The following is a 22,192-nucleotide window of genomic DNA, read 5'->3' as shown; positions in this document are numbered from 1 at the left end:
TCTTCGACTGAGGGGGTTGGCGATGGAAGATGTCCCTTACGGACGGATCCTGCGCGAGGGATGGGTGGTCATCGTCGTGCTCGCCGTGCTCGGTGCGGGCATGGGGTGGCTCGTTACCAAGCTGCTTCCCGAGACGTACGCCGCGACGTCGACCCTGCTGCTGCGGGTCGACTCGACCGAGGCCTCGCTCTTCGAACGCAACCAGTTCAGCCTCGCGCGCATCAAGTCGTACCCGCCGCTGGTCGACAGCCCCGAGGTCATCGACGCCGTGCGCGACGACCTCGACCTCGACGAGGACGAGTACCCGGATCGCGACATCCGGCGGATGCTGTCGGCCGAGAACACGGCCGACACCGTGCTCCTCGTCGTCCGCGCCGACGCCCCGACCGCCGCGCTGGCCACCGACATCGCCAACTCCGCCGCGACGCACCTCTCGGAGCTGATCGGCGAGACCGAGAACGACGAGGACGACGCGCGGTACACCGTGGCGCTCGATCAGGTGCTGCCCGCGGTCGCCCCGCTCGCTCCGATCTCTCCTCAGGTCACGGCCGTCACCGGCCTCGGCGCCATCGCGGGCCTCGCCCTCGGTGCGATCGTCGCGGTCTACCGCACCACCACCAACCGCAGGCTGCGCACGATCTCCGACGTGCGCCGCTACTCCGGTCTGCCCGTGATCGGCCAGATCCCGCGGCGCAGCCGCCTGCATCCGGACTCGAACTCGGCGGCGATCGTGGCGTACGAAGAGGCGGCGGGCAACCTCGTCGCCCTCGCCGGCGGCGGTGTGCGCACCCACATCGTGCTGCCCACCTCGGACGGCTCGATCGATGACGACGCAGTCGCCGGGATGCTCGAGGCGCAGCGCCTGATCGGCGCCACCGCCTGCGTCATCGACACCAGGGAGACTCACGTCACCGGGCGCGGCCGCACGCTCAACGAGGTGCTCGACGACGTCTCCACCGACGACGGGGAAGAGGGCGATGCCGTCTTCGTCGCCGCGGAGCCGCTCTCGCTCGAGACCCTCGCCGCCGAGATGCCCGTGGCTCTCGCCGTGCTGCACGACCGGTTCGACGTGGTGATCGTCATCTGCGAGCCCGGTGCATCCGCGCTCATCGAGCGTCTGGTCGGACCCGGCGCGGGAGTGATCCTCAACGTGCGCAACAACTCGACGTCGGCGACCGATCTCGTCTCGGTGACCACGCGTCTGCGCGTGATGGGCATCCACCCCGTCGGAGTGGTGATCGTGAATGCGGGAGCGAAGTCGCTCGGGTCCATCGCCGAGTCCTGGCGGATCTCCGACCGTGACCCGGCCATCGCGGGTGCGGGAGACTCGCATGTCCGCTCCGACTGACACCTCGCGAGCGCCGCGGCAGCAGTCCGCGCATCACCCGAGCACGGCGCGCATGGTCGCCGTCGGCGGGCTGTACGCGGTGCTCATCGTGAGCGTGATCCCGTGGCGGAGCGCGACCATCTACAGCGGCGGCATCGATACGGTGGTGATCGCGAAGGCGCTGCTGGCCATGATCGCGCTCGGTGCCACGGTGATGCTCGCCGCGAGGACGCGCGAACGCGTGTCCGTCGGCATCGCGCCCGCCGGGATCATCGCCGTCGCTCTGCTCGTCAGCGCGCTCGGCTCGACCCTCGCGGGCAACGACTCGTCGACCATCGTGCTGGTGGGCAGGATGTTCGTGGTGATGGCGACCATCCTGTTCCTGCTCACGACCGTGCCGTGGGTCACCAGCATCGTGTGCCTGCTCTCGGCCATGGCGGCCGTCGCCCTCGTCGCCGCCGTGACCGGGGTGCCGACGCTCGCCGCGAGCGGGAGGCTGGGTGGGGGCATTCCCGAGATCCATCCGAACGAGCTGGCGGGACTCGTGGGAGCGCCCCTCGTCGGGCTGGTCATCCTGATGCTCCGCGACGGGGTGCGCGCGTGGCGGCTGGTCGCCACCGTCGTGCTGGTGGGGATCGCGGTCGCCACCGGATCGCGCATCGGCCTGCTCGCGATCGCGATCGGCATCGTCGCGGCGGTGCTGGTCAACGGCATCCGCGATCGCAGTGTGCTCTACCTGCTCCTCGGCGCCCTGCCCCTCGGCTACGCCATCGGCTCGTTCACCGACGTCTTCGGCAGCCTGGCCACGCGAGCAGGCTCGAACGACACGTCGACGGCCCTGGATTCGCGCTTCGACGTGTGGCGGGTGGTGCTCGGCTGGGACTGGTCCGAGTGGCAGAAGTGGATCGGGATCGGGCTCTCGGCCAAGGAGATCCCGGTCGACATCAAATGGCGCGACACCCAGGTGCTCGACAGCAGCTGGGTCTCGCTGCTCGCGCAGACCGGCCTGATCGGCACCGCCCTGATCGCCGCGCTCGTCGTGTGGTGCGTCGCGAGCGCTCTGATCTCGGCGCGGCGTCGCTGGCTGCTCACTCCGCTGCTCACCCTGGTGATCGTCCGATCGATCACCGAGAGCGGCCTGGTCGACAGCGCGATGGCGTTCATCCTCTTCTTCACGGTGGCCTCGCTGCTCACCCATCGCTCCCGACATTCGGACGACCCGGACGGTCTGCGTCTCGATCGGGTCGAAGAGCCCCGCTCTCGGCAGACGGCTCTGACCTAGAATGACGGATGTCCGCGTCCTCGACGCAGGGCATCGGCGTGCGGAGGAGGAGACCTGTGGCGCAATCACGCACGGAATCGCAGCGGCGCATGGGCTGGCGCGGCTGGGCCCTGGTCGCGCTGATCGGCGTCCTCCTCGTCGGCGGGATCGTCTGGGGGGTGATCGCCAACGGCGGCTCAGGACAGGCCGGTCCCGGTGCCGGAGCGACCTCCGGGCCGGCCGCGACGCCGACGCCCCAGCCGACCGAGTTCGAGACGCCGACCCCGGGAGCCACCGACACGGTGGCCAAGCCGGATGACGCGGCGGAGGTGCCGCTCGACGAGCCCGCCCCCGCTGTGGAGGGAGTGGTGGCCGAGGTCGTCGCCATCGAGTCCGTCACCGCCGGAGGAGACATCCCTGGAGAACCCAGCGGTCCGGCCGTGCAGGTCACGCTGCGACTCGTGAACGGCTCGGATCAGGCGGTCGACACCGCCGGGGCGAACGTCACCATGACCTATGGCGGCGACGACCGGCTGCCCGCGTCGGGCATCACCGGCGAGGGCACCTCCATCTGGCCGCCGACGATCGCCGCGGGCGGCAGCGCCGACGCAGTATTCCAGTTTGCCGTTCCCTCTTCTCCCGAGGGGGACGTCCGTGTTATCGTCGATATATTGGCCTCTGCGCCAAACGTCGTCTTCGTCGGACCGCGACCTTAAGTCACCTCTTCCGAACGACGATTCACTGGGGAATTATCGTTCTGTGCCGAAGTAGGGGTCGCGCACGAACGGTCCATCATCTGGGGAGATGAACGATGGGCACTACAGCAATGTCTTGGGGACGCCGCGCACGTGGGGGTTTCGTCGCGATCGCGATGACGCTCGCCGTCGCATTCGGATCGCTGGTCGCGATCGCGCCGGCACAGGCGGACGTGAGTCCGCCGGCAGGCGAGGCGAAGACGGTCACCGCCGATTCGCTGCCGACCGTGCAGATCAACGGCATCGTCTGGGATCAGGCCGTCGTCGGCAACGTGGTCTACGCGGCAGGCAAGTTCACCAGCGCCCGCCCCGCAGGGGCCGCCGCCGGCACGAACGAGACGCCGCGGTCGAACCTCCTCGCCTACGACATCCGCACCGGTGTGCTGATCACGTCGTTCGCGCCCTCGATCAACGGGCAGGTGCGCCAGATCGAGGCGTCGCCCGACGGCACGCGCCTCTACATCGTCGGCGACTTCACGACCGTGAACAGCCAGACGCGCAACCGCGTCGCCGCGTTCGATCTTCCGAGCGGAACGCTCTCGACGTTCAACCCGAACTCCAACGGCGTCACGTCGGGCGTCGCCGCGACGAACGACACCGTGTACATCACCGGCACATTCGGACGCATCTCCGGCAACGACCGCTCGGGTGCGGCGGCCTTCACCCGCAGCGGATCGCTGCTGCCCTGGGCGCCGGTCCTCGAGCAGCGTCAGGGCAAGGTCGTCACGGTCTCTCCCGCGGGCGACAAGGTCGTGCTCGGCGGCAACTTCCAGACGGTCAACGGCAGCTCCAACCCCGGATACGGCCTGGCGATGGTGTCGGCATCCGACGCCACGCTGCTGCCCTTCGCGGCGAACAACGTCGTGCGCAACGCAGGACTCGACGCCGCCATCCTCTCGCTCAAGTCCAGCGGCGACGACATCTACGGCACCGGATACGTCTTCGGCAACGGCGGCAACCTCGAGGGGTCCTTCCGTGCCTCCTGGGCCAGCGGCGACCTCGTGTGGGTCAACGACTGCCACGGCGACACCTACGACGTCCAGCCCATGGGCGACACGGTCTACGCGGCCGGCCACTCGCACTACTGCGGCAGCCTCGAAGACGGCTTCCCGCAGAGTGACCCGTGGTCGTTCTACCGCGGCATCGCCGTGTCGAAGGACGTCGCGCGCACCACGCCGTACGGCCTGAACCTCGGATACCACGAGTTCGGCGGAAACCCCGCCCCCAAGCTGCTGCACTGGTTCCCCTCGTTCAACGCCGGCAACGTCAGCGGCGCATCGCAGGGACCGTGGTCGGTGAGCTCGAACAGCGAGTACCTCGTCTACGGCGGCGAGTTCACACGCGTCAACTTCACCGGACAGCAGGGCCTCGCCCGCTTCGCGGTGACCGAGAAGTCCACGAACGCCCAGGGCCCGACCCTGTGGAACACGGCATGGCCGGCCTCGGCGCTGGCGCTCACCGGCGGATCGATCCGCGTGAGCTGGCCCCTCAACTTCGACCGCGACAGCGAGTTCCTCAAGTACGAGGTGCTGCGCGACAACGTGGTCGTCAAGACCTTCGAGAACGTGCGGTCGAAGTCGGCCGACTGGGGACTGCCCCCGATGGCCTTCGTCGACACCACCGTCACGAACGGCACGAGCTACACCTACCGGGTCAGAGCCACGGACAACGAGGGACATTCGATCCTCGGTGGAACCGCGACCGTGACGGCCACGGGCTCCGCGGCTCCGAGCGCCTACCGCACCGCGGTCCTCGACGACGCGCCGCTGAACTACTGGCCGCTCGACGACTCCTCGGCCACGCTCTCGTACGACTGGGCCGGAGCCTCCGACCTCGCCGTGCGCAGCGGCGTGACCCGCGGCACCTCGGGCGCGATGCTGTCCGACACCCGACCGGCCTCGTCGTTCGACGGCTCGGGTGAGGGCTTCGCCTCGACCACCACGGCGATCGCCGGTCCGAACACCTTCGGCCTCGAGGCCTGGTTCAAGACCACGGCGACCGACGGCGGCAAGATCGTCGGCTTCGGCAGCAGCTCCACCGGCACGTCCGGCAGCTACGACCGTCACGTCTACATGGAACCGGGTGGACGGGTCACCTTCGGCGTGTACCCCGGATCGTCGCAGACGATCAGCTCGGCGGAGTCCTTCAACGACGGTCAGTGGCACTACATGTCCGCGGGCCTCAGCGACGGCGGCATGGTGCTGTACATCGACGGCGTCCGCGTGGCGCAGCGCACCGACGTCACGTCGGGACAGGCCTACAACGGATACTGGCGCGTCGGCGGCGACACCTCCTGGGCGGGTGCGGCCTTCTTCCCCGGTCAGATCGACGATGTCGCCGTCTACGGCGCTCCGTTGACCCGTGAGCAGGTCGCGTCGCACTACACGGCATCCGGTCGCGAGCTCGAGGGCGCGACCGCGCCCGCCGACGCGTACGGTGCAGCCGTCTACGGCTCCGACCCCGCACTGTACTGGCGACTCGGCGAGTCGACCGGCACCGTCGCGGCGGACGCCTCGGGCTACAACCAGAAGGGCAACTACGTCGGCGGCGTGAGCAAGGGTGCGCCGGGCGCACTCGCCGATGTCGCCAACACCTCGGCGTCGTTCGAGGGCGGCCAGGTCATCAGCCGGAACGCCTTCACCAACCCGCGGTCGTACTCGCTGGAGGCCTGGTTCAAGACGGGCACCACCACCGGCGGCAAGATCATCGGCTTCGGCAACAGCCCGGACGGCAACTCCTCGGGCTACGACCGTCACGTCTACATGACGCCGGACGGCAAGCTGATCTACGGTGTCTGGGTCGGGTTCGCCGAGACCCTGCAGACCTCCGCGTCGTACAACGACAACCAGTGGCATCAGGTCGTCGCCACACAGGGCGCGACCGGCATGCGGCTCTACGTCGACGGTGTGGAGCAGGGATCCAACGGTCAGACCGGCGCCCAGGACTACACCGGGTACTGGCACGTCGGCGGCGACGTCACCTGGGGCCCCGGCGACTGGGAGTTCGACGGATCGATCGACGAGGTCGCGGTCTACCTCTCGCCGCTCGCGGCGGGGACCGTCGCCCAGCACTACGCGCTGGGCACCACGGGCACACCCGCGAACGTCGTGCCGACGGCCAGCTTCACCTCGGCGGTGACGAAGCTCGGCCTGTCGGTCGATGCCTCGGCCTCGACCGACACCGACGGCACGATCGCCGGCTACAGCTGGAACTGGGGCGACGGATCGCCTGACGGCACGGGCGCCACGGCGACCCACACCTACGCGGTGGCCGGGTCGTACACGGTGACCCTGACCGTCACCGACGACAAGGGCGCGACGGACACCGAGTCCACGATCGTCCAGGCCGTGGCCAACCAGGCTCCCGTCTCGTCGTTCACCTCGGCGGTCAGCGACCTCAAGGTCGACGTCGACGCCGGCGCCTCTCAGGACTCCGACGGCACCGTCGCCGGGTACTCCTGGAACTGGGGCGACGCGAGCCCCGCAGGCTCCGGCACGGTGGCATCGCACACCTACGCCGCCGCCGGCACGTACACGGTCACCCTCACGGTGACCGATGACGAGGGAGCCACCTCGCAGACGACCGCGTCCGTCACCGTCACGGCACCCGTGGGAGCGACCACGTACGCCTCCGATTCGTTCAACCGCACGGCGGCGAGCGGACTGGGCACCGCCGACACCGGTGGTGCATGGACTCTGTCGAACACGGCATCCAACTACCTGGTCAGCGGCGCCTACGCCGCCTTCCAGCAGCCCGCCGGAGGAGCCCAGAGGTACGCGTACCTGACCGGCGTCTCGTCGACGGACACCGCGGTCGACGTCGATGTGGTCCTGCCGCAGCGGCCGACCGGCGGCAGCGCCTACTACACCGCCTCGGCCCGCAGGGTCGGCACGGAGGACTACAAGTCGCGGATCATCGTCTCGGCCACCGGCGGCGTGCAGCTGCAGCTGCAGCGCACGGGAACGGTGCTGACGAACGTGGCCACCGGCCTCACGGTGAACGCGGGCGATGCGCTGCACCTGCGCACCGAGGCCACCGGCACCTCGCCGACGACTGTACGGGCGAAGGTGTGGAAGGCCGGCACGACCGAGCCCACCACCTGGACCTCGACCACGACGGACTCCACCGCGGGACTGCAGTCGGCCGGACACGTCGGAATCGGCGTCTACCTGGGCGGCTCCGTGACCAACGTGCCATTCCAGACCAGGTTCGACAACTTCTGGGCAGGATCGACGGCGGGTGGCCCGACGCCCCCCGCGAACCAGGCACCGGTCGCGGCGTTCACCAGCGCGGTGAGCGGTCTGGCGGCCACGGTCGACGGCTCGACGTCGACCGACGCCGACGGCACGATCGCCTCGTACGCCTGGGAGTTCGGCGACGGCGGCACCGCGACGGGAGCGAAGCCGGCAGCGCACACGTACGCCGCCGCGGGCACCTACCAGGTGAAGCTGACCGTGACGGACGACAAGGGCGCGACGGCCACGGTGACCAACCCGGTCACGGTGACGGCTGCTCCGACCAACCAGAACCCGGTCGCCTCGTTCACCGCCACCCCGACCGCCCTCACGGTGGCGCTCGACGCCTCCGCATCCACGGATCCGGACGGCACGATCGCCTCGTACGCCTGGAACTTCGGTGACGGCGCGACGGGCACCGGGGTCACCGCCTCGCACCCGTACGCTGCGGCGGGCACCTACACGGTGACCCTCACCGTCACCGACAACGCCGGCGCGGTGAACGTCTCGACCAAGGCGGTCACGGTGGTGGCTGCGGCGGCCGCCGGGTTCGCCGCCGACGACTTCGGTCGTGCCAACGGCATGCTGGGGACGGCGCAGACAGGCGGCGTGTGGACGCAGACCAGCGGTGTCGCGAACGTGTCGATCGACAACGGCGCGGCGAAGTTCACGACGCAGGCCGCGGGGCAGACCCGCACCGCGACGCTGAACTCCGCCACCTCGACCAACACGGACATGACGTTCACGGTGAGTGCTCCGGCTCTGCCCACGGGCGCCCGCGTCTACGTCACGGCTCTCGCGAGGGTCGTCGGTTCGGACGACTACCGCGCCCGGTGGCTCATCGCCGCAGACGGATCGGTGCAGGCGCAGCTCGCCCGCGGCGGTACGGCGCTGGTGTCGCAGAACCTGACCGGGTTCACCTTCGTCCCCGGGACGGTATATAACGTGCGAGTGCAGGCATTCGGCACCGGGACGACGACGGTCCAGAGTAAGATCTGGGCGGCGGGATCGCCGGAACCGGCCACCTGGCAGGTCTCCACGACCGATTCCACCGCAGCGCTGCAGAGTGCAGGCTACGTCGGACTGTCGACCTACGCGGGATCCGGTTTCACCAGCGTCCCGTACACCGTCACCTTCGACAACTTCATCGCACGAGGAGTGACCCCCTGAGTTTCTCAGACGCCTACCGGAGCCTGGCCGCCGCACAGAAGGGCCGGGCCCGTGGGGCCCCCGCGTACTCGGTCTTCGTCAACCGTCCCGTGGGGCGTGTGATCGCGGCCGCGGCGTACACGGTCGGGCTCACGCCCAATCAGGTCTCGCTGATCAGCGCGGCGTTCACCTTCACCGGGATCGTCCTGCTGGCCACGGTCCCGCCGTCGATCGTCCTGGGCGTCGTGGTGTGGCTGCTGCTCGCGATCGGCTACGCCTGGGACAGCGCCGACGGACAGGTGGCTCGGCTGCGCGGCGGGGGCTCTCTCGCGGGGGAGTGGCTCGATCACGTGCTGGATTCCACGAAGCTCGTGGCTCTGCCGATCGCCGTGGCCATCGGCTGGTACCGGTTCTTCCCGTTGGCCTCCGATCTCTGGCTGCTGATTCCGCTGGGGTTCGCGGTGGTCTCGACCGTGACCTTCTTCGGGATGATCCTCAACGATCTGCTCCGCGGCAAGCGAGGTGTCCCTCAGGCGGCGGAGTCGGGTGGCTTCTCGCTCGTCAGGTCGCTGCTCGGACTGCCCACGGACTACGGCGTCCTCTGCGTCGCCTTCGTGTTCTGGGGATGGGCGCCGGGGTTCGTGGTGGTCTACAGCCTGCTCGCCCTCGCTGCGCTCCTGTATCTGGCGGCGGCGCTCGCGGTGTGGTTCCGCAAGATGTCCGCGCTCGGCTGACGGAGTCGGGCTCTTCTCTTCGCGGACCGTGTTGCTCTCAGTTGATGCACAGGTATCATTCAGGGCATATCTTTATAGTCCGCCGTATCATCCGCCACCGACGTCGGATGTCTGCGCTGCTACACCCGACCCTTGCAGTGAAGAGAAGCACATCGGAGCTCCCCCATGCGTTCACGTACCCTCCCGCTCGTCGCATCGCTGTCCGCACTCCTTCTGTCCGTCGCGACCGTGTCCCCCGTCGCGGCCGCTGAGCCTACCGACGTCGTCCTCCTGCAGGACGCCATGAGTCGCACGGTCGTCAAGGGCCTCGGCGCCGCGGCGACCGGCACCACGTACGAGGTGTCCAGCACGGCATCCTTCTCGGTCGACAATGGCAGGGCGAAGATCGGAGCGGTGGCGGCCGGCGCCACCGCCACGGCCCGCCCGGTCGGGATCACGGCCGCGGATTCCACGCAATCGACGGTCTTCACGCTGCCGCAGCTGCCCAAGTCGGGTGCCGGCGTCTATCTCAGTCTGCAGTCGCGTGTGACCACCGGCGGGTTCTATCAGACGCAGCTCCGCATCGATCCGAAGGGCGTCGTGCTGCTCGAGACGCAGCGCGTCAACGCGGGCGTGCAGACGACGCTCGGGCACACGACCGTGCCGGAGCTGCGCGTCAAGGCGGGCATGCCGTTCGTGCTCGAGACCCGGCTCTCGGGGTCGACGGCCGTCGCCGTCGATGCGCGCGTGAGTGCGGTCGGCGCGAAACCCACCACCTGGAAGCTCTCCGTCACGGATCGCTCTGCGAAGCGCCTCACCGCCAGCGGGCGGATGGGGGTTCGCGTCTACGTGTCGCGAAGCACGCCGACCCTCACGACGCTGTTCGACGATCTGCGGGTGACGACGAAGAAGGCGACGACGCCGACGCCTCCGACCAACCCCACCAACCCGACCAACCCGACACCGCCGAAGCCGCCGACCAACCCGACTCCGCCGACTCCGCCGACTCCGCCGACTCCGCCGACGACTCCCGCCGGCAACGCTCCGGCGTGGAACGTGACGGGCGCGCGAACCGGAGCGGGATCCGCGGCGGTGGGCACGACGACGTACCCCGTGCCCGCGGGCGCGCTGTTCGTGAGCCCGACCGGCAAGTCCACCGGCACCGGTACATCGGCGGCGCCGTTCGCGTCGGTGCAGGCGGCGGTCGACCGGGCCGCCTCCGGAGCGACGCTCGTCCTGCGGGCGGGCTCGTATGCCGAGTCGGTGGTGGTCCCCTCCGGCAAGAAGATCACGATCCAGTCGTACCCCGGTGAGGCCGTCTGGTTCGACGGCGCCACGACGCTGAAGAACTGGCAGTCCTCCGGTGGTCGCTGGTTCAGCGCCGACTGGAAGTACGACTTCGATTCGACGCCGACCTTCACTCGGGGCGAGTCCGACGGCACCGCCGCCGGGTGGAAGTGGCTGAACCCGGCGTACCCGATGGCCGCCCACCCCGAGCAGGTGTGGATCGACGGCGTCGCCCAGGCCGAGGTCGCGTCGCTCGCAGCCCTCAAGGCCGGCACGTTCTTCACCGATGTCGCAGCCGACCGACTGTACCTCGGCAGCGATCCGACCGGTCGCACGGTACGCACCTCCACCCTCACGAAGGCGCTGTCGTTGCGCGGCGAGGGTGCGGTCGTGCGCGGGATCGGCGTGCGCAACTACGCGACGTCGGTCTGGATGATGGGTGCGGTCACCGTGGAAGCGCCGCGGGCGACCCTCGAGAACGTCGTCATCTACGACACCGCGACGACCGGGCTCTTCGTGGGTGCCGCGAACGCGACGATCCGTGATGTCACGCTGGCGCGGAACGGCCTCATGGGTCTCGGAGCGAACTACGCCGACGCCCTCGTCATCGACGATCTGCTCTCCCTCGAGAACAATGCGGAGCACTTCAACACCGCACCCGTCTCGGGGGGCGTGAAGATCACGAAGTCGCGTGGCGTCACCGTCACCGATTCCGCCATGCTCCGCAACGACGGACCGGGACTCTGGCTCGACCAGTCGGTGTACGACGTGCGGATCGCGGGTTCCGACTTCGTGGAGAACAAGGGAGCGGGAGCGTTCCTCGAGCTCTCGAACAAGATCGACTTCGTGAACAACCTGGTGCTGCGCAACGTCGGCAACGGCGTCAAGATCAACAACACCGGCGCTGTGAACCTCTGGAACAACACGATCATCGGTGGCGATCGCGCGGTCAACATCGTGCAGGACAGCCGCAGCTCGACGGATGCGGCGGTGCCGGGTCACAACTCGCGACGTCCGTTCCCGGACGCGACGATGCCCTGGCTCATCCGCGACATCTCGATCGGCAACAACGTGATCGGCGAGAGCTCGGGCAACTGCACGGTGTGCATCGAGGACTACACCCACCGGTACACGCCCGCCGAGCTCAGGATCAGCTCGGACGGCAACGTGATCCAGCGCAACAGCGCCAGCGCACCGACCTGGTTCGTCGTGTGGTCGCGCGGCACCGCCAACGTGGACCCCTATGTGTTCACCACCTGGCAGAGCTACCGCTCCACGACCGGACAGGATGCGAACTCGACGGCCGTCGAGGGACGACCGGTCACCGACCCCTCCGGGCGACTGCTCGCGGGAGTGACGGCGGCGACCCGTGGTCTCCCGGGCATCGTCGCGAGCATCCTCGGCTCTTCGACGCCGACGATCGGGGCGCGGTTCCCCTGATCCACGCCCGCACGGGATGACGTGAGGGGCCGGGGTGCATATGCACCCCGGCCCCTCACGCGTCGTCCCGGACCGCGCCTACTGCGCGGGGCCGGCCCAGAAGTCGTCGTACGTGTACACCACGGGCACCGCCGTGGCGCTCGATGACAGGTAGCTGTTCACGCCCACGTACCCGGGGGCCTGGAGGGCGGCGGTGGCATCCGTCGTCGTGGCCGTCCATGCCGCGGGTTCCGTGGCGGACGTGCGCCAGATCTTCGCCTTCAGCGTGGTCGGGTTGGTCCCGGTCGCCTGGAACCTCACGCTCAGCTGGTCCGCGGCCGTGACGGAGAGTCCGCTGACCGTGGTCGTCGTGAGGATAGTCTCGGTGCCGCCGATGGTCTTCGTCAGCCACAGCGTCACGACGCCGTTGGAGGCGACACGCACCTTCGCTCGGTAGTCGTTCGCGCTGTCGATCTGACGTGCGATCGCCGAGAAGTAGAATCCTCCGCCGGTCGAGGGCTGGGAGAACGCGAGCGTGAACCGTTCCTCGGTGTTCGTCGACGCCGTCGAGCCCGCCAACGATGCGGTGTAGTTGTTCCCCGCCGAGAGCGAGACGGTCCCGCCGGTGCCGTTGACCGCGAACTTGCTCAGTGCCGTCGAGGTGTTCGGGAACGTCGTCCAGGCGCCACCGGTGGTCGTCGCCGTGCCCCACCCGTTGGTCCCGGTGCGGGTGAAGGCGTCCTGCGCCCACACCTGCGGAGCTGCGGTGACCGTGACCGTCTTCGTCGAGGTGGCCGTCGCGCCCCGGTCGTCCGTGACCGTCAACGTGACGGTGTAGGTGCCACCGGCCGTGTAGGTGCGGGTCGCCGTGGCGCCCGTACCCGTGCTGCCGTCGCCGAAGTCCCAGGCGTACGAGGCGATCGCCCCGTCGGGGTCGGCGGATCCGCCGGCGTTCACGCTCAGCGCGAGGTTGGTCGCCGCCGTCGTGAAGGCCGCGGTCGGCGCCTGGTTCGGAGCCACGGTGACGTCGTGCGTGAGCGTGGAGGTGCCGCCGCGGTTGTCCGTCACGGTGAGCGTCACGGTGTACGTGCCCGCTCCCGCGTACGTGTGAGCGGCCGTGACCCCCGTGCCGGTCGCCCCGTCGCCGAAGGTCCACGCGTACGACTGGATGGTGCCGTCGGGATCGGTGGAGGTGGTGGCGTCGGTGCTGATCGCGAGAAGGTCCGTCGAGGTCGTGAAGGCCGCCGTCGGATCCTGGTTCGGAGCCAGCGTGGTCGTGACCGCGCGGGTCGTGCTCGCGGTCGTCCCGTTGTCGTCGGTCACCGTCAGGGTCACCGTGAACTCGCCCGCAGTGGCATACGTGTGCGATGCGGTCGCCCCCGTGCCCGTGGCTCCGTCGCCGAAGTCCCAGGCGTAGCTCGCGATCGTCCCGTCGGCGTCGGCCGAGGCCGAGCCGTCGAAGGCGACGTCCAGGTGAGCCGCCGTCGCGCTGACGGCCGCTGTCGGCGCCTGGTTCGGCACCACTGTCACCGATCGCGACACCACGTTGACCAGCGACGTGCTGTCGGTGACCTTGAGAGTGACCGTGTAGGTACCGCCCGTGCTGTAGGTGTGCGAGGCCGTGGCGCCCGTCGCGAGCACGCCGTCGCCGAAGTTCCACGCATAGGTGAGGGGGCCGCCGTCGGCGTCCGTCGAGGTGCTCGCGTCGACGTCGAGCTTCAGCTTGTTCGCCGCGGAGGTGAAGGCTGCCACGGGTGCCCGACCGGGGACGGTGCGACCGCTTGCGGCGAAGTGATCGCGGATGCTCTGCTCGGAGAGCGCCGTGGGATACACGGCGACCTCGTCGAGCGTCGCGGCGATGTAGTTGCTGGACGTGCTGCCCCAGGTCTTGTCGCCCCCGATCCGCCAGTAGCCGCGGTAGTTCTCGGACGCAGCCATGGAGTTGCTGCCTACGAGCTGCGTGTCGAGCCAGAGCTTCATGCCGGAAGCGCCCTGCGTGGCGACCACGTGGTGCCACTGGCCGTCGTTGTACGCCGTCGGCGTGAGCAGCGTGGTCTGCGGCTGGCCGCTGCCGAACTGGATCTTGCCGTCGTTCTGCATGATGACGTGCCGATCGTACTGCGTGCTCAGACCGCTCGACGTGTTGCCGAAGCCGATCAGTGTGCCGCCCCTGGTCGTCGTCGTCTTGAACCACAGCTCGGCACTGTACGTCGTCGGAGCGTTCCAGCTCTCCTGGGCGACCACGAGAGCGTTCGATCCGTTGAAGGTCGTCGCGGTACCGGTGCCGATCGCCGACGTCTGGCCACGGGTCACCGTGCCGCCGAGATTGCCGGTCGAGCCGCCCGCCGCGGAGTCGGCGATCGTGCCCGCGGCGGTCTCGTTGAGACGCCAGTACACGTCGGGCTTGTCGGTCGACACCGCAGCGCCGTACGCATCGGTCGGCGCCGCGCTCCAGGCCGCGGAACGCCCGCTGGAGAGGTAGTGCGACCGGATGTCCACCGGGCTCAGCGCGGTCGGGTAGACCGCGACGTCGTCGATCGAACCTGCGAGACCGGCGTTGGTCGGCTTGTTGGCGAAGCCGTTCGTCTGGTCGGCGCCGATGCGCCAGAAGCCGTTGTAGATCTTCGGCGACGTGCGCGCCTGGTCACGGTCGACCCGCTTGCCGTCGACGAACAGCTGCATGCCCTGACTGTCGACCGTGCCGACGAGGTGGTGCCAGTTGCCGTCGTTGACCGCGGAGCGGCTGAGGACCGTGCGGTACGAACCGTCGTTGATCGCGAAGTTCGCGCGCCCCGACGTGTCGAGGTAGAGCACGCGGTCGGTGTTCCCCGATGTCGAGGTGCCCGTCGCGGAGTCGCCGAACCCGACGATGCGTCCGCCGCGGGTGTTGGTCGTCTTGACCCAGGCCTCGACGGTGACCGCCGCGGGCGCCGCACCGACATCCTGCGTGGTCATCTTCGGGGAGCTCCCGCCCGCGGAGGTGATCGCAGCGGTGCTCTCGTTCTGCAGGGCGCCGCCCGTTCCGAGGGTCAGCCCGCTGGCGGTGCCCGGTGCGTCGCCGACGTCGTCGGAGAGGCGAGTCCCGGTCGCCTCGTCGAGGCGCCAGTAGTGGTTGGCCCCGCTCGAGCGGACCGCAGCGCGGTAGGCCGAGGTGGGTGTGCCGGACACGGTCACGTAGGGCGACCAGGCGCTCCACTGCACGTTGCCGTCGGCATCCTTCGCCCTGACCTGGTAACGCACCTGCGCGCCCGGCGTCTGTCCGCTGTCGGTGATGCTGATGTTCGGGAGGTTCCAGAACCGACCGTCGGTGCGGGTGACCGTGGCGATCTTGACCGAGGGGCTGCGGAACACGTCGTACGTGATCGTCGCGTTGTCGCGATCCCACGCGCTGTTGAAGGGAACGCGCACGACGCCCGACTCGTTCGAGTACGGAGAGGGGGTGAGTCCGGCGTTGTAGACGGGCCCGACCGCGTGCGGGGAGACGTTCGCCTTGCCGAAGCGCACCAGACCCTGCTGGGCCACGTTGTTCACCTTCGGGAACTCGCCTCCGAGGACGACGTAGTTCGCGTTGCCGGTGACCGACCACGCGGCCTGACGGGAACTGGTGTACGTGCCGAACTCGAGGTCCGGGTACCAGTTCAGCTGCTCGGTGTAGGGCAGGCCCGTGAAGTCCCAGCCGTACGCGTCCTTCTGCGTGATCACGCCGGTGGGCGTCGTGCTCTCCGCGAGCGCCTTCTGCCAGCGCGACCGCGGGTTCGTGTCGCCGAATCCACCGACGACGCTGCAGTCGTGCTTGTGCGAGACCGAGTACAGCACCCCGCCCTGCGGGAAGCTCGCGTAGGTGTCGCCGAGGCAGTCGTTGAGCCAGGTGATCTGACCCGAGTACGGATCGGCGGCGAACGTGCCCTCGAACGACGCACCGGCGCCGAACGCGTAGCCGGTGCCGTACACCTGGGCGCCGTCGGTGGTGAGGCTCGAGATCGCACCGTTCAGGCCGGCGGACTTGATGCGGTCGGTGGCGGCCCAGGTGAGCGTCGCACCGGTCGCGGCATCGATCGAGGCCATGCCGTACGCGCTCGCGTCGTTGAGCGTGGTGAAGGATCCGCTGATGATCACGCGGGAAGAATCGGGGCTCGTGAGCATGTCCCACACGAAGCCGTCGCCGGCAGCGGAGGGCGCCCAGGCGGTGAGCGACTTCGTCGTCGAGTTCCATGCCGCCAGTTCGCTGCGCGGCTGACCGCCGCTGGAGCGGAAGTTCCCGCCCACGTAGACCGTGTCGCCGGCGAAGGCGAACCCGCGAACCTGTCCGTCGGCGCGCGGGGCCCAGTCGAGCATCGCGCCGGTGGCGACGTCGAACGAGGCGACGTGGGCCCGTGCCTGTCCGTCGACCGTGGTGAAGTCTCCACCGAAGTAGACGGTCTTGCCGTCGGGGGTCGCGCGGACCACGAGACCCTGTCCGTCGAACGAGTGGCTGAAGTTCGGCACCGGGTTGCCCGTGGTGATGTCGAACGCGAACACGTTGTTCGCATCGATCTCACCCGTGCCGCCGACCGGGACCCCCGGCGGGCGGGCCTTCGTGAAGCTGCCGGTGACGTAGACGGTGTTGCCGACGACGGCCTGGCTCCACACGACTCCGTTGATCTGCCAGGTGGGCAGCACGTCGGCCGTGACCGTCTCCGGCTGGCCGGGCGTATCGGCGCTCGCCGAGTCGGCGGGCAGAGCGACGAAGGCGATGGTGGCCAGAGCGGTCGCCGCCGTGGCGATCGTGGCGAGCACGCGGCGGAGACGGTTCGTCCCGCGGGTGGTGCGTGTCATGGAGGTTCCTCGTGTCGAGAGTCGTGCGGGACGGGCGGTGTCGGGAGTGCGGGCGGTGCGCATGTCAGTCCAGCCCTCCGCGGAAGACGGCGGAGGTGTGCTCGCCGTCGAAGTCGACGACGACGGTGACCTCGTCACGGGCATCGGCGGGTATGGCGAACGCATAGCTCGCGGTGGCGGTGTCGCCGGGGGCGAGGGCGCCGGCGAAGTCGACCGTGTCGGCCTCGGCGGCGTAGACGCGGACCGCGGCGGCGCCGCTCGCGTCGAGCACGGTGAGCACCGAGGTGCCCAGGTCGATCGGGTCGGTGGAGCCGTTCTCGATCGACAGCGTCAGACGCGCGTATTCGCGGCCGGGAAAGCTGCCGGGCCCCTGCGACGTCTCGGCAGCGAACGAGACGTCATCGATGCGGACGCTCACGTCGTCGCCGTATTCGACGGGCTCGTCGGTGTCTGCGGGGTCCGCCGTCACCGACGGCGCCTCCGACTGACCTGCGCGCTCGACCTTGACGACCGGCTGATCGGGATCGGTCGATCCCGCGTTCGGCGTCGGTGCGGTGCCCACGGTCGGAGAGGCGTCAGGCGACGCCGACGACGTCGCCGCCGGCTTCGTCGCTTCGGACGGATCCGTCGTCGCCTCGGCCGAACAGGCCACGAGACCCACGCACAGTGCCAGCGCCACGATGGGCGCGCATGCTCGAACAATCCCCACGATTGTCTTTCCCCAGTTTCCCCAGCGGGGAGCTGCGTCAGACCGAGACCGACCAGACCGCGTGACACCATACCCCTATGGCGCACTCCCCAATGAGGTGATCATAGCGTGTCGCTCTCGCGAGCGCTACGGGAATCTCTAGATCGCGACGTTCTCCTCGCGGCGGCGGGAGGCCGCGGCCGCGATCTCCCGCGAGTACCTCTCGGAGGAGAACGCCTCGGCGACCGTGACCACATCCGATGCGGCCTTCTCGCGGTACTCCTCCCACCCGTCGGAGATCCGGGCCACGGCGTCTGCGAGCGCTCCGGCATCGCTCGGCGGAACGAGGATGCTGCTGCGGGAGCGGCCGCTCGCCTCGGGAAGGCCGCCGACGTCGCTGACGATCGCCGGTCTTCCGGCGAGGGCCGCCTCCACCGCGGTGTTGCCGAAGGGCTCGTCGACCGTGGACGGGATGAGGACGATGTCGCTCTGCGCGATGTCATCCCATACCGACGCCTTGAACCCGAGGCTGTCGACCCGATCCCGCAGCCCGTGGCGTTCGATGAGCGCCTGCAGCTCGTCGGCGTATGCCTCGTTGCCGGGGAAGACCGCGCCGAGGAGCGACAGATGGGCATCGATGCCCCGGCGGGTGAGCTCACTCAGGGCCTCGACCGCGACGTGCGGTCCCTTGCGATGCGAGAGTCGACCGACGTAGAGCAGCCGGACCGGTCCGTCGAGGTGAGCGCGAGCGGGGACCACCGTCTCGGGGCCGCTGACGGCGTTGTAGATGATGTGCGTGCGCGCAGCCAGCCAGGGTGCGGCGTCCTCGAGCACGTCGAGGCTGAACCTGCTGTTGATCAGGACCCGGTTGGCGAAGACGAGCGGCACGTACAGCGCCCGACGCAGCGGCCCGGTGACCGAGGCCTCGCCCTCGTGCACATGGCAGATGGTGTAACGACCGCCGAGGCGGCTCAGCGCCAACCACAGGGGAGGGGTGATCGTGTTGACGATGACCGTCCCCGCACCGGACTCCCGCAGCACCCGAAGGCTCGGCAGGATCGACCGCACAGTCTCGCCGACGAGAGTCAGGAGTCCCCGCGGACTCAGCAGCCCTTTGCGGATGATCGGCGTCGGACACTCGACGACCTCGGCGCCCGCCGCCTCCAGCAGGGCGACGAGGGGACCGGGGCCGGGCACCGTGACCACGACGCGCCGACCGTGCTGGACGAGCCCGCGCACGGTCTCCACCGCCATCCGGTCCGAGCCGTAGAGGTCGGCGCCGGGGTTGGCGAGGAGTACCGTGCGCCTGTCGCGCGTCACGCCCGCGCGCCCGCCTGCGGCCAGAACTCCTCGACCAGGCTCACCGTGGAGGCGATGTTCGCGCGGCTGGAGGCGCCGAACACGATCGATTCGAGGTTCGGCAGCGAGGTCACCCATTCGATGGCCTCGCGCGGCGGGATCGCACCGCTCGCGTACACCGACATCGCGACCGCGCGGAACGGGCGCTTCTCCATCGCGTCACGGTAGGCGTCGACGCCGCCGGACATGCGGAATCCGAGCTTGTTGATGTTCGAGCACACGATCGGGTTCTCGACGCCGGCCTTGTCGAGGTCGTCGAGCAGGCGGGGCAGGTTCATCGTGATGAAACCGGGCTCCGCGTTGTAGCGCTTGCGCACGTGGTCGGCGAAGATCCGGAAGGCGTCGGTGAAGCCGAGTCCGGAGAGCAGGTCGACGACGACGTTCTGCAGCCAGATCACGGGTGTCGACAGGCCCTCGAACATCTTCATCTCGGCGTCGATCAGCAGCGTCGTGATGCCCTCGATGTCCTTGCGGGCGAGCGAGGAGGTGCCGCGGGCGATGCTGTCGAGCAGTCCCTCCTCGGGGAGGAACTTGCGGATGGCGCCGAGGAAGCCGTCCTCCGTCACCGCATTCGCGTATTTGTGCGCGTAGGGCATGCACGGGAAGAACGTCATGTCCGCGTAGCGCTCCGGCTGGGTGCGGACGTGGTCGGTGACCTCGGCGATCCGGTCGTGGGTCGTGCACATGAAGGTGTGCACGCCCTCGTCGTACGCCGCGTCGAGCACGCTCATGATCGCGTCGGTGTCCTGGAAGCGCATCTGCTGGGCGCGCGCCTTCTCTTCGGACATGTGGTTCACGCCGAAGAACTGGTTGTCTCCGAACAGCAGTCGGTCCATGGTGCGGGTGGATGTCGTCATGGTCATTTCCCTCCGCGCAGGGCGGTCAGTGCTGCCGCGATGCGCCCCTTCGGTGCCGCCTGGACGGCGAGATCGGATGCTGCCTCGGCGGTGAGCCGCGAGTCCTCGCGCACCGCGTCCTCGCTGATCATGGAGATCACCCGGTCGGTGACCGCCGCGGAGGCGAAGTCGTTGGTGCCGGCAGACGAGCCGGCCTGAGCGCGCTGCACGAAGGCGTCCAGCTGCGCGCTGTACTCCTCGCCGCGCAGGTAGAACCACGGGGCCTCGGTGAGGTCGGTGGTGTACCGGACGTTCCAGCCGGCCCGGTATCCCTCGGGGATCGTGGCGGTGTCGCGCAGGTAGACGTGGATCTCCTGGCGGTCGGCGTAGATGCGCCCGTTCGTGCCCCACAACGTGATCTTGGTCGTCATCTTGCGCTGCGACTCGTCGGACCAGTTCGAGATGATCTGCGCGGTGCCGTCGGCGTAGTGCAGTGTGCTCGCGACCGCGTCGTCGATCTGGGCCGAGAAGATGCTGGTGAGCTGGCTCCCGCTGACCGACTGCGGTGTCCCGAGGTACCAGGTGAGCAGGTTGAGGGGGTGCGCGGCATAGTCGTAGAGGCAGCCGCCGCCCGTCGCCCGCTCGCTGCGCCAGGTGCGCCCGGCCGGCTTGAGGACGACGGGGCCGTAGGCCTCGGCGAGTGCCGTGTTCACGGTTCCGATCGCGTCGAGGTCGAGCAGACGCTTGACCTCCATGAACGCCCCGACGAAGCGGTTGTGGTACCCGACCTGGGTGACCAGGCCCTTCTGCTCGGCGAGGGCGGAGAGCTCGATGCTGTCGGCGGGATCGATCACGAGCGGCTTCTCGCAGAACACGTGGATGCCGCGCTGCAGCGCGTTGCGGATCATCCCGGCGTGCAGGTGCGTCGGGGTCGCGATGATGACGGCCTGCGGGCGCGCCTCGTCGAGCATCTTGTCGAGATCCTTGTAGGTCTTCACCCCGGTGTACTTCGCCAGGATGTCGAGCAGGTATCCCGTCGCGTCGCACACCCCCACCAGATTCACGTCGGGGTGCGCCTTGATCATCGACAGATGAGACAACCCCATCTTCCCGAGTCCGACCACTGCGACATCGATCATGCGTGTACCCCTGTCTGCTGCTGTGCGTGTCCGTGCCGCGCGAGCGCGGTGCGGAGTGAATGCTCGTACTCCGAGCCGATCTTGGCCCAGGTGAATTCGGCGCGGAACCGAGCGCGGCTCGCGGCTCCCATGCGACGTCGTCTGTCCTCGTCGGAGAGCAGCTCGTCGAGCAGGGCGGCGAGATCGTCGGCTCCGCGGAAGTAGGCGTTGTCCTCGCCGGCGACCCAGGTGTTGTACGGGTTGTCGTGAGCGACCACGGCGTTCCCGGCGGCCATCGCCTCGACGAGCGAGGGATTCGTGCCGCCGACCGTGTGCCCGTGCAGGTACAGGGCGGAGTGGAAACGCAGCGACTGCAGGCGCTCGGCGTCGAAGATCGCCCCGGGGAACAGCACCTCGTCGGAGGCGGCTTCGCGCACGGCCACGTGGTACGGGTCGTCATCGCCGTACGGCCCTACGATCACCAGCGGCATGCCGCGTCGTGCGGAGGACCATGCCTGGACGATCTCGAGCACCGAGTTCTCGGGGATCGGCCTGCACACGACCATCCCGTACCGGTCGGGGGTCAGGCCCAGTTCCTCGACGGCGGCGGTCGGTGCATCGACGACCTCATGGGCGCCGTAGGTGATCGTCTGCACGCGGCGGCGGCCGAAGTGACGGCGCAGATAGGTCGCGATGACGGGATGGTCGGCGATCAGCACGTCGCCGACGAGGCCCGCGAGGCGCTCATTGGCGAGCAGGATGCCCTGCTTGAGGATCCCCCAGCGCTTTCGCGTCCACTCCATGCCGTCCATGTTGATGACGTTCGGGATGCGGCGGAGCCGCGGCACGATGTCGAACACGCCGGTGTTGTAGCCGAAGGTGAGCCAGACGTCGCCGTCGACGTGCTCGCGCATCGCGTGGCGGATCGAGGTGAGGTCGAAGGCGGACGTGCCCTTCCAGCCCTCCCGGGGCTCATGGATCAGCACCCGCTGCAGGCCGTTCCAGTCGTCGACGGTCGTCGGTCCCTCGCCGGGGATCTGACAGTAGACGATGACGTTCCAGCCCTCATCGCGCAGGTAGAGGCCGACGTTCTCGGCCGCGGTCTCGAATCCGCCGTAGGCGGCGGGCACGCCGTGGGTGCCCAGGATCCGCACGGTTGATGGCACGTTGATTTTCCCCTCATTGCGGATGCTCGCGCATCCATTCGCTGCGTCGCGGTCTCCTCCGCCT

General features: G+C 69.1%; 12 protein-coding genes. 6 read left to right on the top strand and 6 right to left on the bottom strand.

The genetic code is table 11. From position 1 onward, the window contains the following. Positions 1 to 22 precede the first annotated feature (22 nt). The 6 genes from FQ142_RS15135 (at position 23) to FQ142_RS17525 (ending at position 12,167) form a co-directional block, all read left to right on the top strand. Positions 23 to 1,348 carry a hypothetical protein gene (locus FQ142_RS15135; RefSeq protein ID WP_188042430.1) on the top strand — a complete coding sequence of 442 codons (1,326 nt, stop codon included), beginning with the start codon at positions 23 to 25 and terminating at the stop codon, positions 1,346 to 1,348. Then, positions 1,332 to 2,609, top strand: coding sequence for an O-antigen ligase family protein (locus FQ142_RS15130; RefSeq protein WP_056413240.1), 1,278 nt, complete (start codon positions 1,332 to 1,334; stop codon positions 2,607 to 2,609). The genes FQ142_RS15135 and FQ142_RS15130 overlap by 17 nt, the downstream gene beginning before the upstream one ends. 56 nt (positions 2,610 to 2,665) lie before the next feature. Continuing rightward, positions 2,666 to 3,304: a hypothetical protein gene (locus tag FQ142_RS15125; protein WP_149423951.1), complete on the top strand. Its 639-nt coding sequence runs from the start codon at positions 2,666 to 2,668 to the stop codon at positions 3,302 to 3,304. A gap of 95 nt (positions 3,305 to 3,399) precedes the next feature. Next, positions 3,400 to 8,748 (top strand): PKD domain-containing protein, encoded by a 5,349-nt coding sequence (locus tag FQ142_RS17720; RefSeq protein WP_188042429.1) that lies wholly within the window; start codon positions 3,400 to 3,402, stop codon positions 8,746 to 8,748. A gap of 98 nt (positions 8,749 to 8,846) precedes the next feature. Further along, positions 8,847 to 9,461: a CDP-alcohol phosphatidyltransferase family protein gene (locus tag FQ142_RS15100; protein WP_316502322.1), complete on the top strand. Its 615-nt coding sequence runs from the start codon at positions 8,847 to 8,849 to the stop codon at positions 9,459 to 9,461. 165 nt (positions 9,462 to 9,626) lie between these two features. Then, on the top strand, positions 9,627 to 12,167 hold the full coding sequence (locus tag FQ142_RS17525; protein WP_188042428.1) for a right-handed parallel beta-helix repeat-containing protein: 2,541 nt from the start codon (positions 9,627 to 9,629) through the stop codon (positions 12,165 to 12,167). A 78-nt stretch (positions 12,168 to 12,245) separates the two neighbouring features. On the opposite strand, the gene FQ142_RS15080 is transcribed toward FQ142_RS17525, so the two are convergent. The 6 genes from FQ142_RS15080 to FQ142_RS15055 form a co-directional block, all read right to left on the bottom strand. Then, complete coding sequence (locus tag FQ142_RS15080; protein WP_188042427.1) at positions 12,246 to 16,961, bottom strand: LamG domain-containing protein; 4,716 nt, start codon at positions 16,959 to 16,961, stop codon at positions 12,246 to 12,248. 64 nt (positions 16,962 to 17,025) lie between these two features. Beyond that, a complete protein-coding gene (locus FQ142_RS15075) occupies positions 17,026 to 17,640 on the bottom strand; it encodes a DUF4352 domain-containing protein (RefSeq protein WP_188042426.1) in 615 nt (204 codons plus the stop codon). 168 nt (positions 17,641 to 17,808) lie between these two features. Then, positions 17,809 to 18,969: a glycosyltransferase family 4 protein gene (locus tag FQ142_RS15070; RefSeq protein WP_188042425.1), complete on the bottom strand. Its 1,161-nt coding sequence runs from the start codon at positions 18,967 to 18,969 to the stop codon at positions 17,809 to 17,811. Continuing rightward, complete coding sequence (locus FQ142_RS15065) at positions 18,966 to 19,865, bottom strand: hypothetical protein (protein ID WP_253385422.1); 900 nt, start codon at positions 19,863 to 19,865, stop codon at positions 18,966 to 18,968. The genes FQ142_RS15070 and FQ142_RS15065 overlap by 4 nt, the downstream gene beginning before the upstream one ends. Positions 19,866 to 19,867: 2 nt before the next feature. Continuing rightward, entirely contained in the window at positions 19,868 to 20,983 is a 1,116-nt protein-coding gene (locus FQ142_RS15060; protein ID WP_149423942.1) for a Gfo/Idh/MocA family protein, read from the bottom strand. Continuing rightward, a complete protein-coding gene (locus tag FQ142_RS15055) occupies positions 20,980 to 22,128 on the bottom strand; it encodes a DUF1972 domain-containing protein (protein ID WP_149423941.1) in 1,149 nt (382 codons plus the stop codon). Before FQ142_RS15055 ends, FQ142_RS15060 begins: the two co-directional genes overlap by 4 nt. Positions 22,129 to 22,192 lie beyond the last annotated feature (64 nt).

The sequence above is a fragment of the Microbacterium sp. ANT_H45B genome, assembly GCF_008369345.1.
Classification (GTDB): Bacteria; Actinomycetota; Actinomycetes; order Actinomycetales; family Microbacteriaceae; genus Microbacterium.
Note: the sequence above shows the minus strand (reverse complement) of the source record. Positions and strands in the feature narration are given on the sequence as shown.

Excerpts from the sequence above, each read along its gene's own strand:
- FQ142_RS15130 (WP_056413240.1), top strand. The coding sequence starts at position 1,332 with ATGTCCGCTCCGACTGACACCTCGCGAGCGCCGCGGCAGCAGTCCGCG.
- FQ142_RS15065 (WP_253385422.1), bottom strand. The coding sequence starts at position 19,865 with ATGACGACATCCACCCGCACCATGGACCGACTGCTGTTCGGAGACAAC.
- FQ142_RS15135 (WP_188042430.1), top strand. The coding sequence starts at position 23 with ATGGAAGATGTCCCTTACGGACGGATCCTGCGCGAGGGATGGGTGGTC.
- FQ142_RS17525 (WP_188042428.1), top strand. The coding sequence starts at position 9,627 with ATGCGTTCACGTACCCTCCCGCTCGTCGCATCGCTGTCCGCACTCCTT.
- FQ142_RS15080 (WP_188042427.1), bottom strand. The coding sequence starts at position 16,961 with ATGACACGCACCACCCGCGGGACGAACCGTCTCCGCCGCGTGCTCGCC.
- FQ142_RS15060 (WP_149423942.1), bottom strand. The coding sequence starts at position 20,983 with ATGATCGATGTCGCAGTGGTCGGACTCGGGAAGATGGGGTTGTCTCAT.
- FQ142_RS17720 (WP_188042429.1), top strand. The coding sequence starts at position 3,400 with ATGGGCACTACAGCAATGTCTTGGGGACGCCGCGCACGTGGGGGTTTC.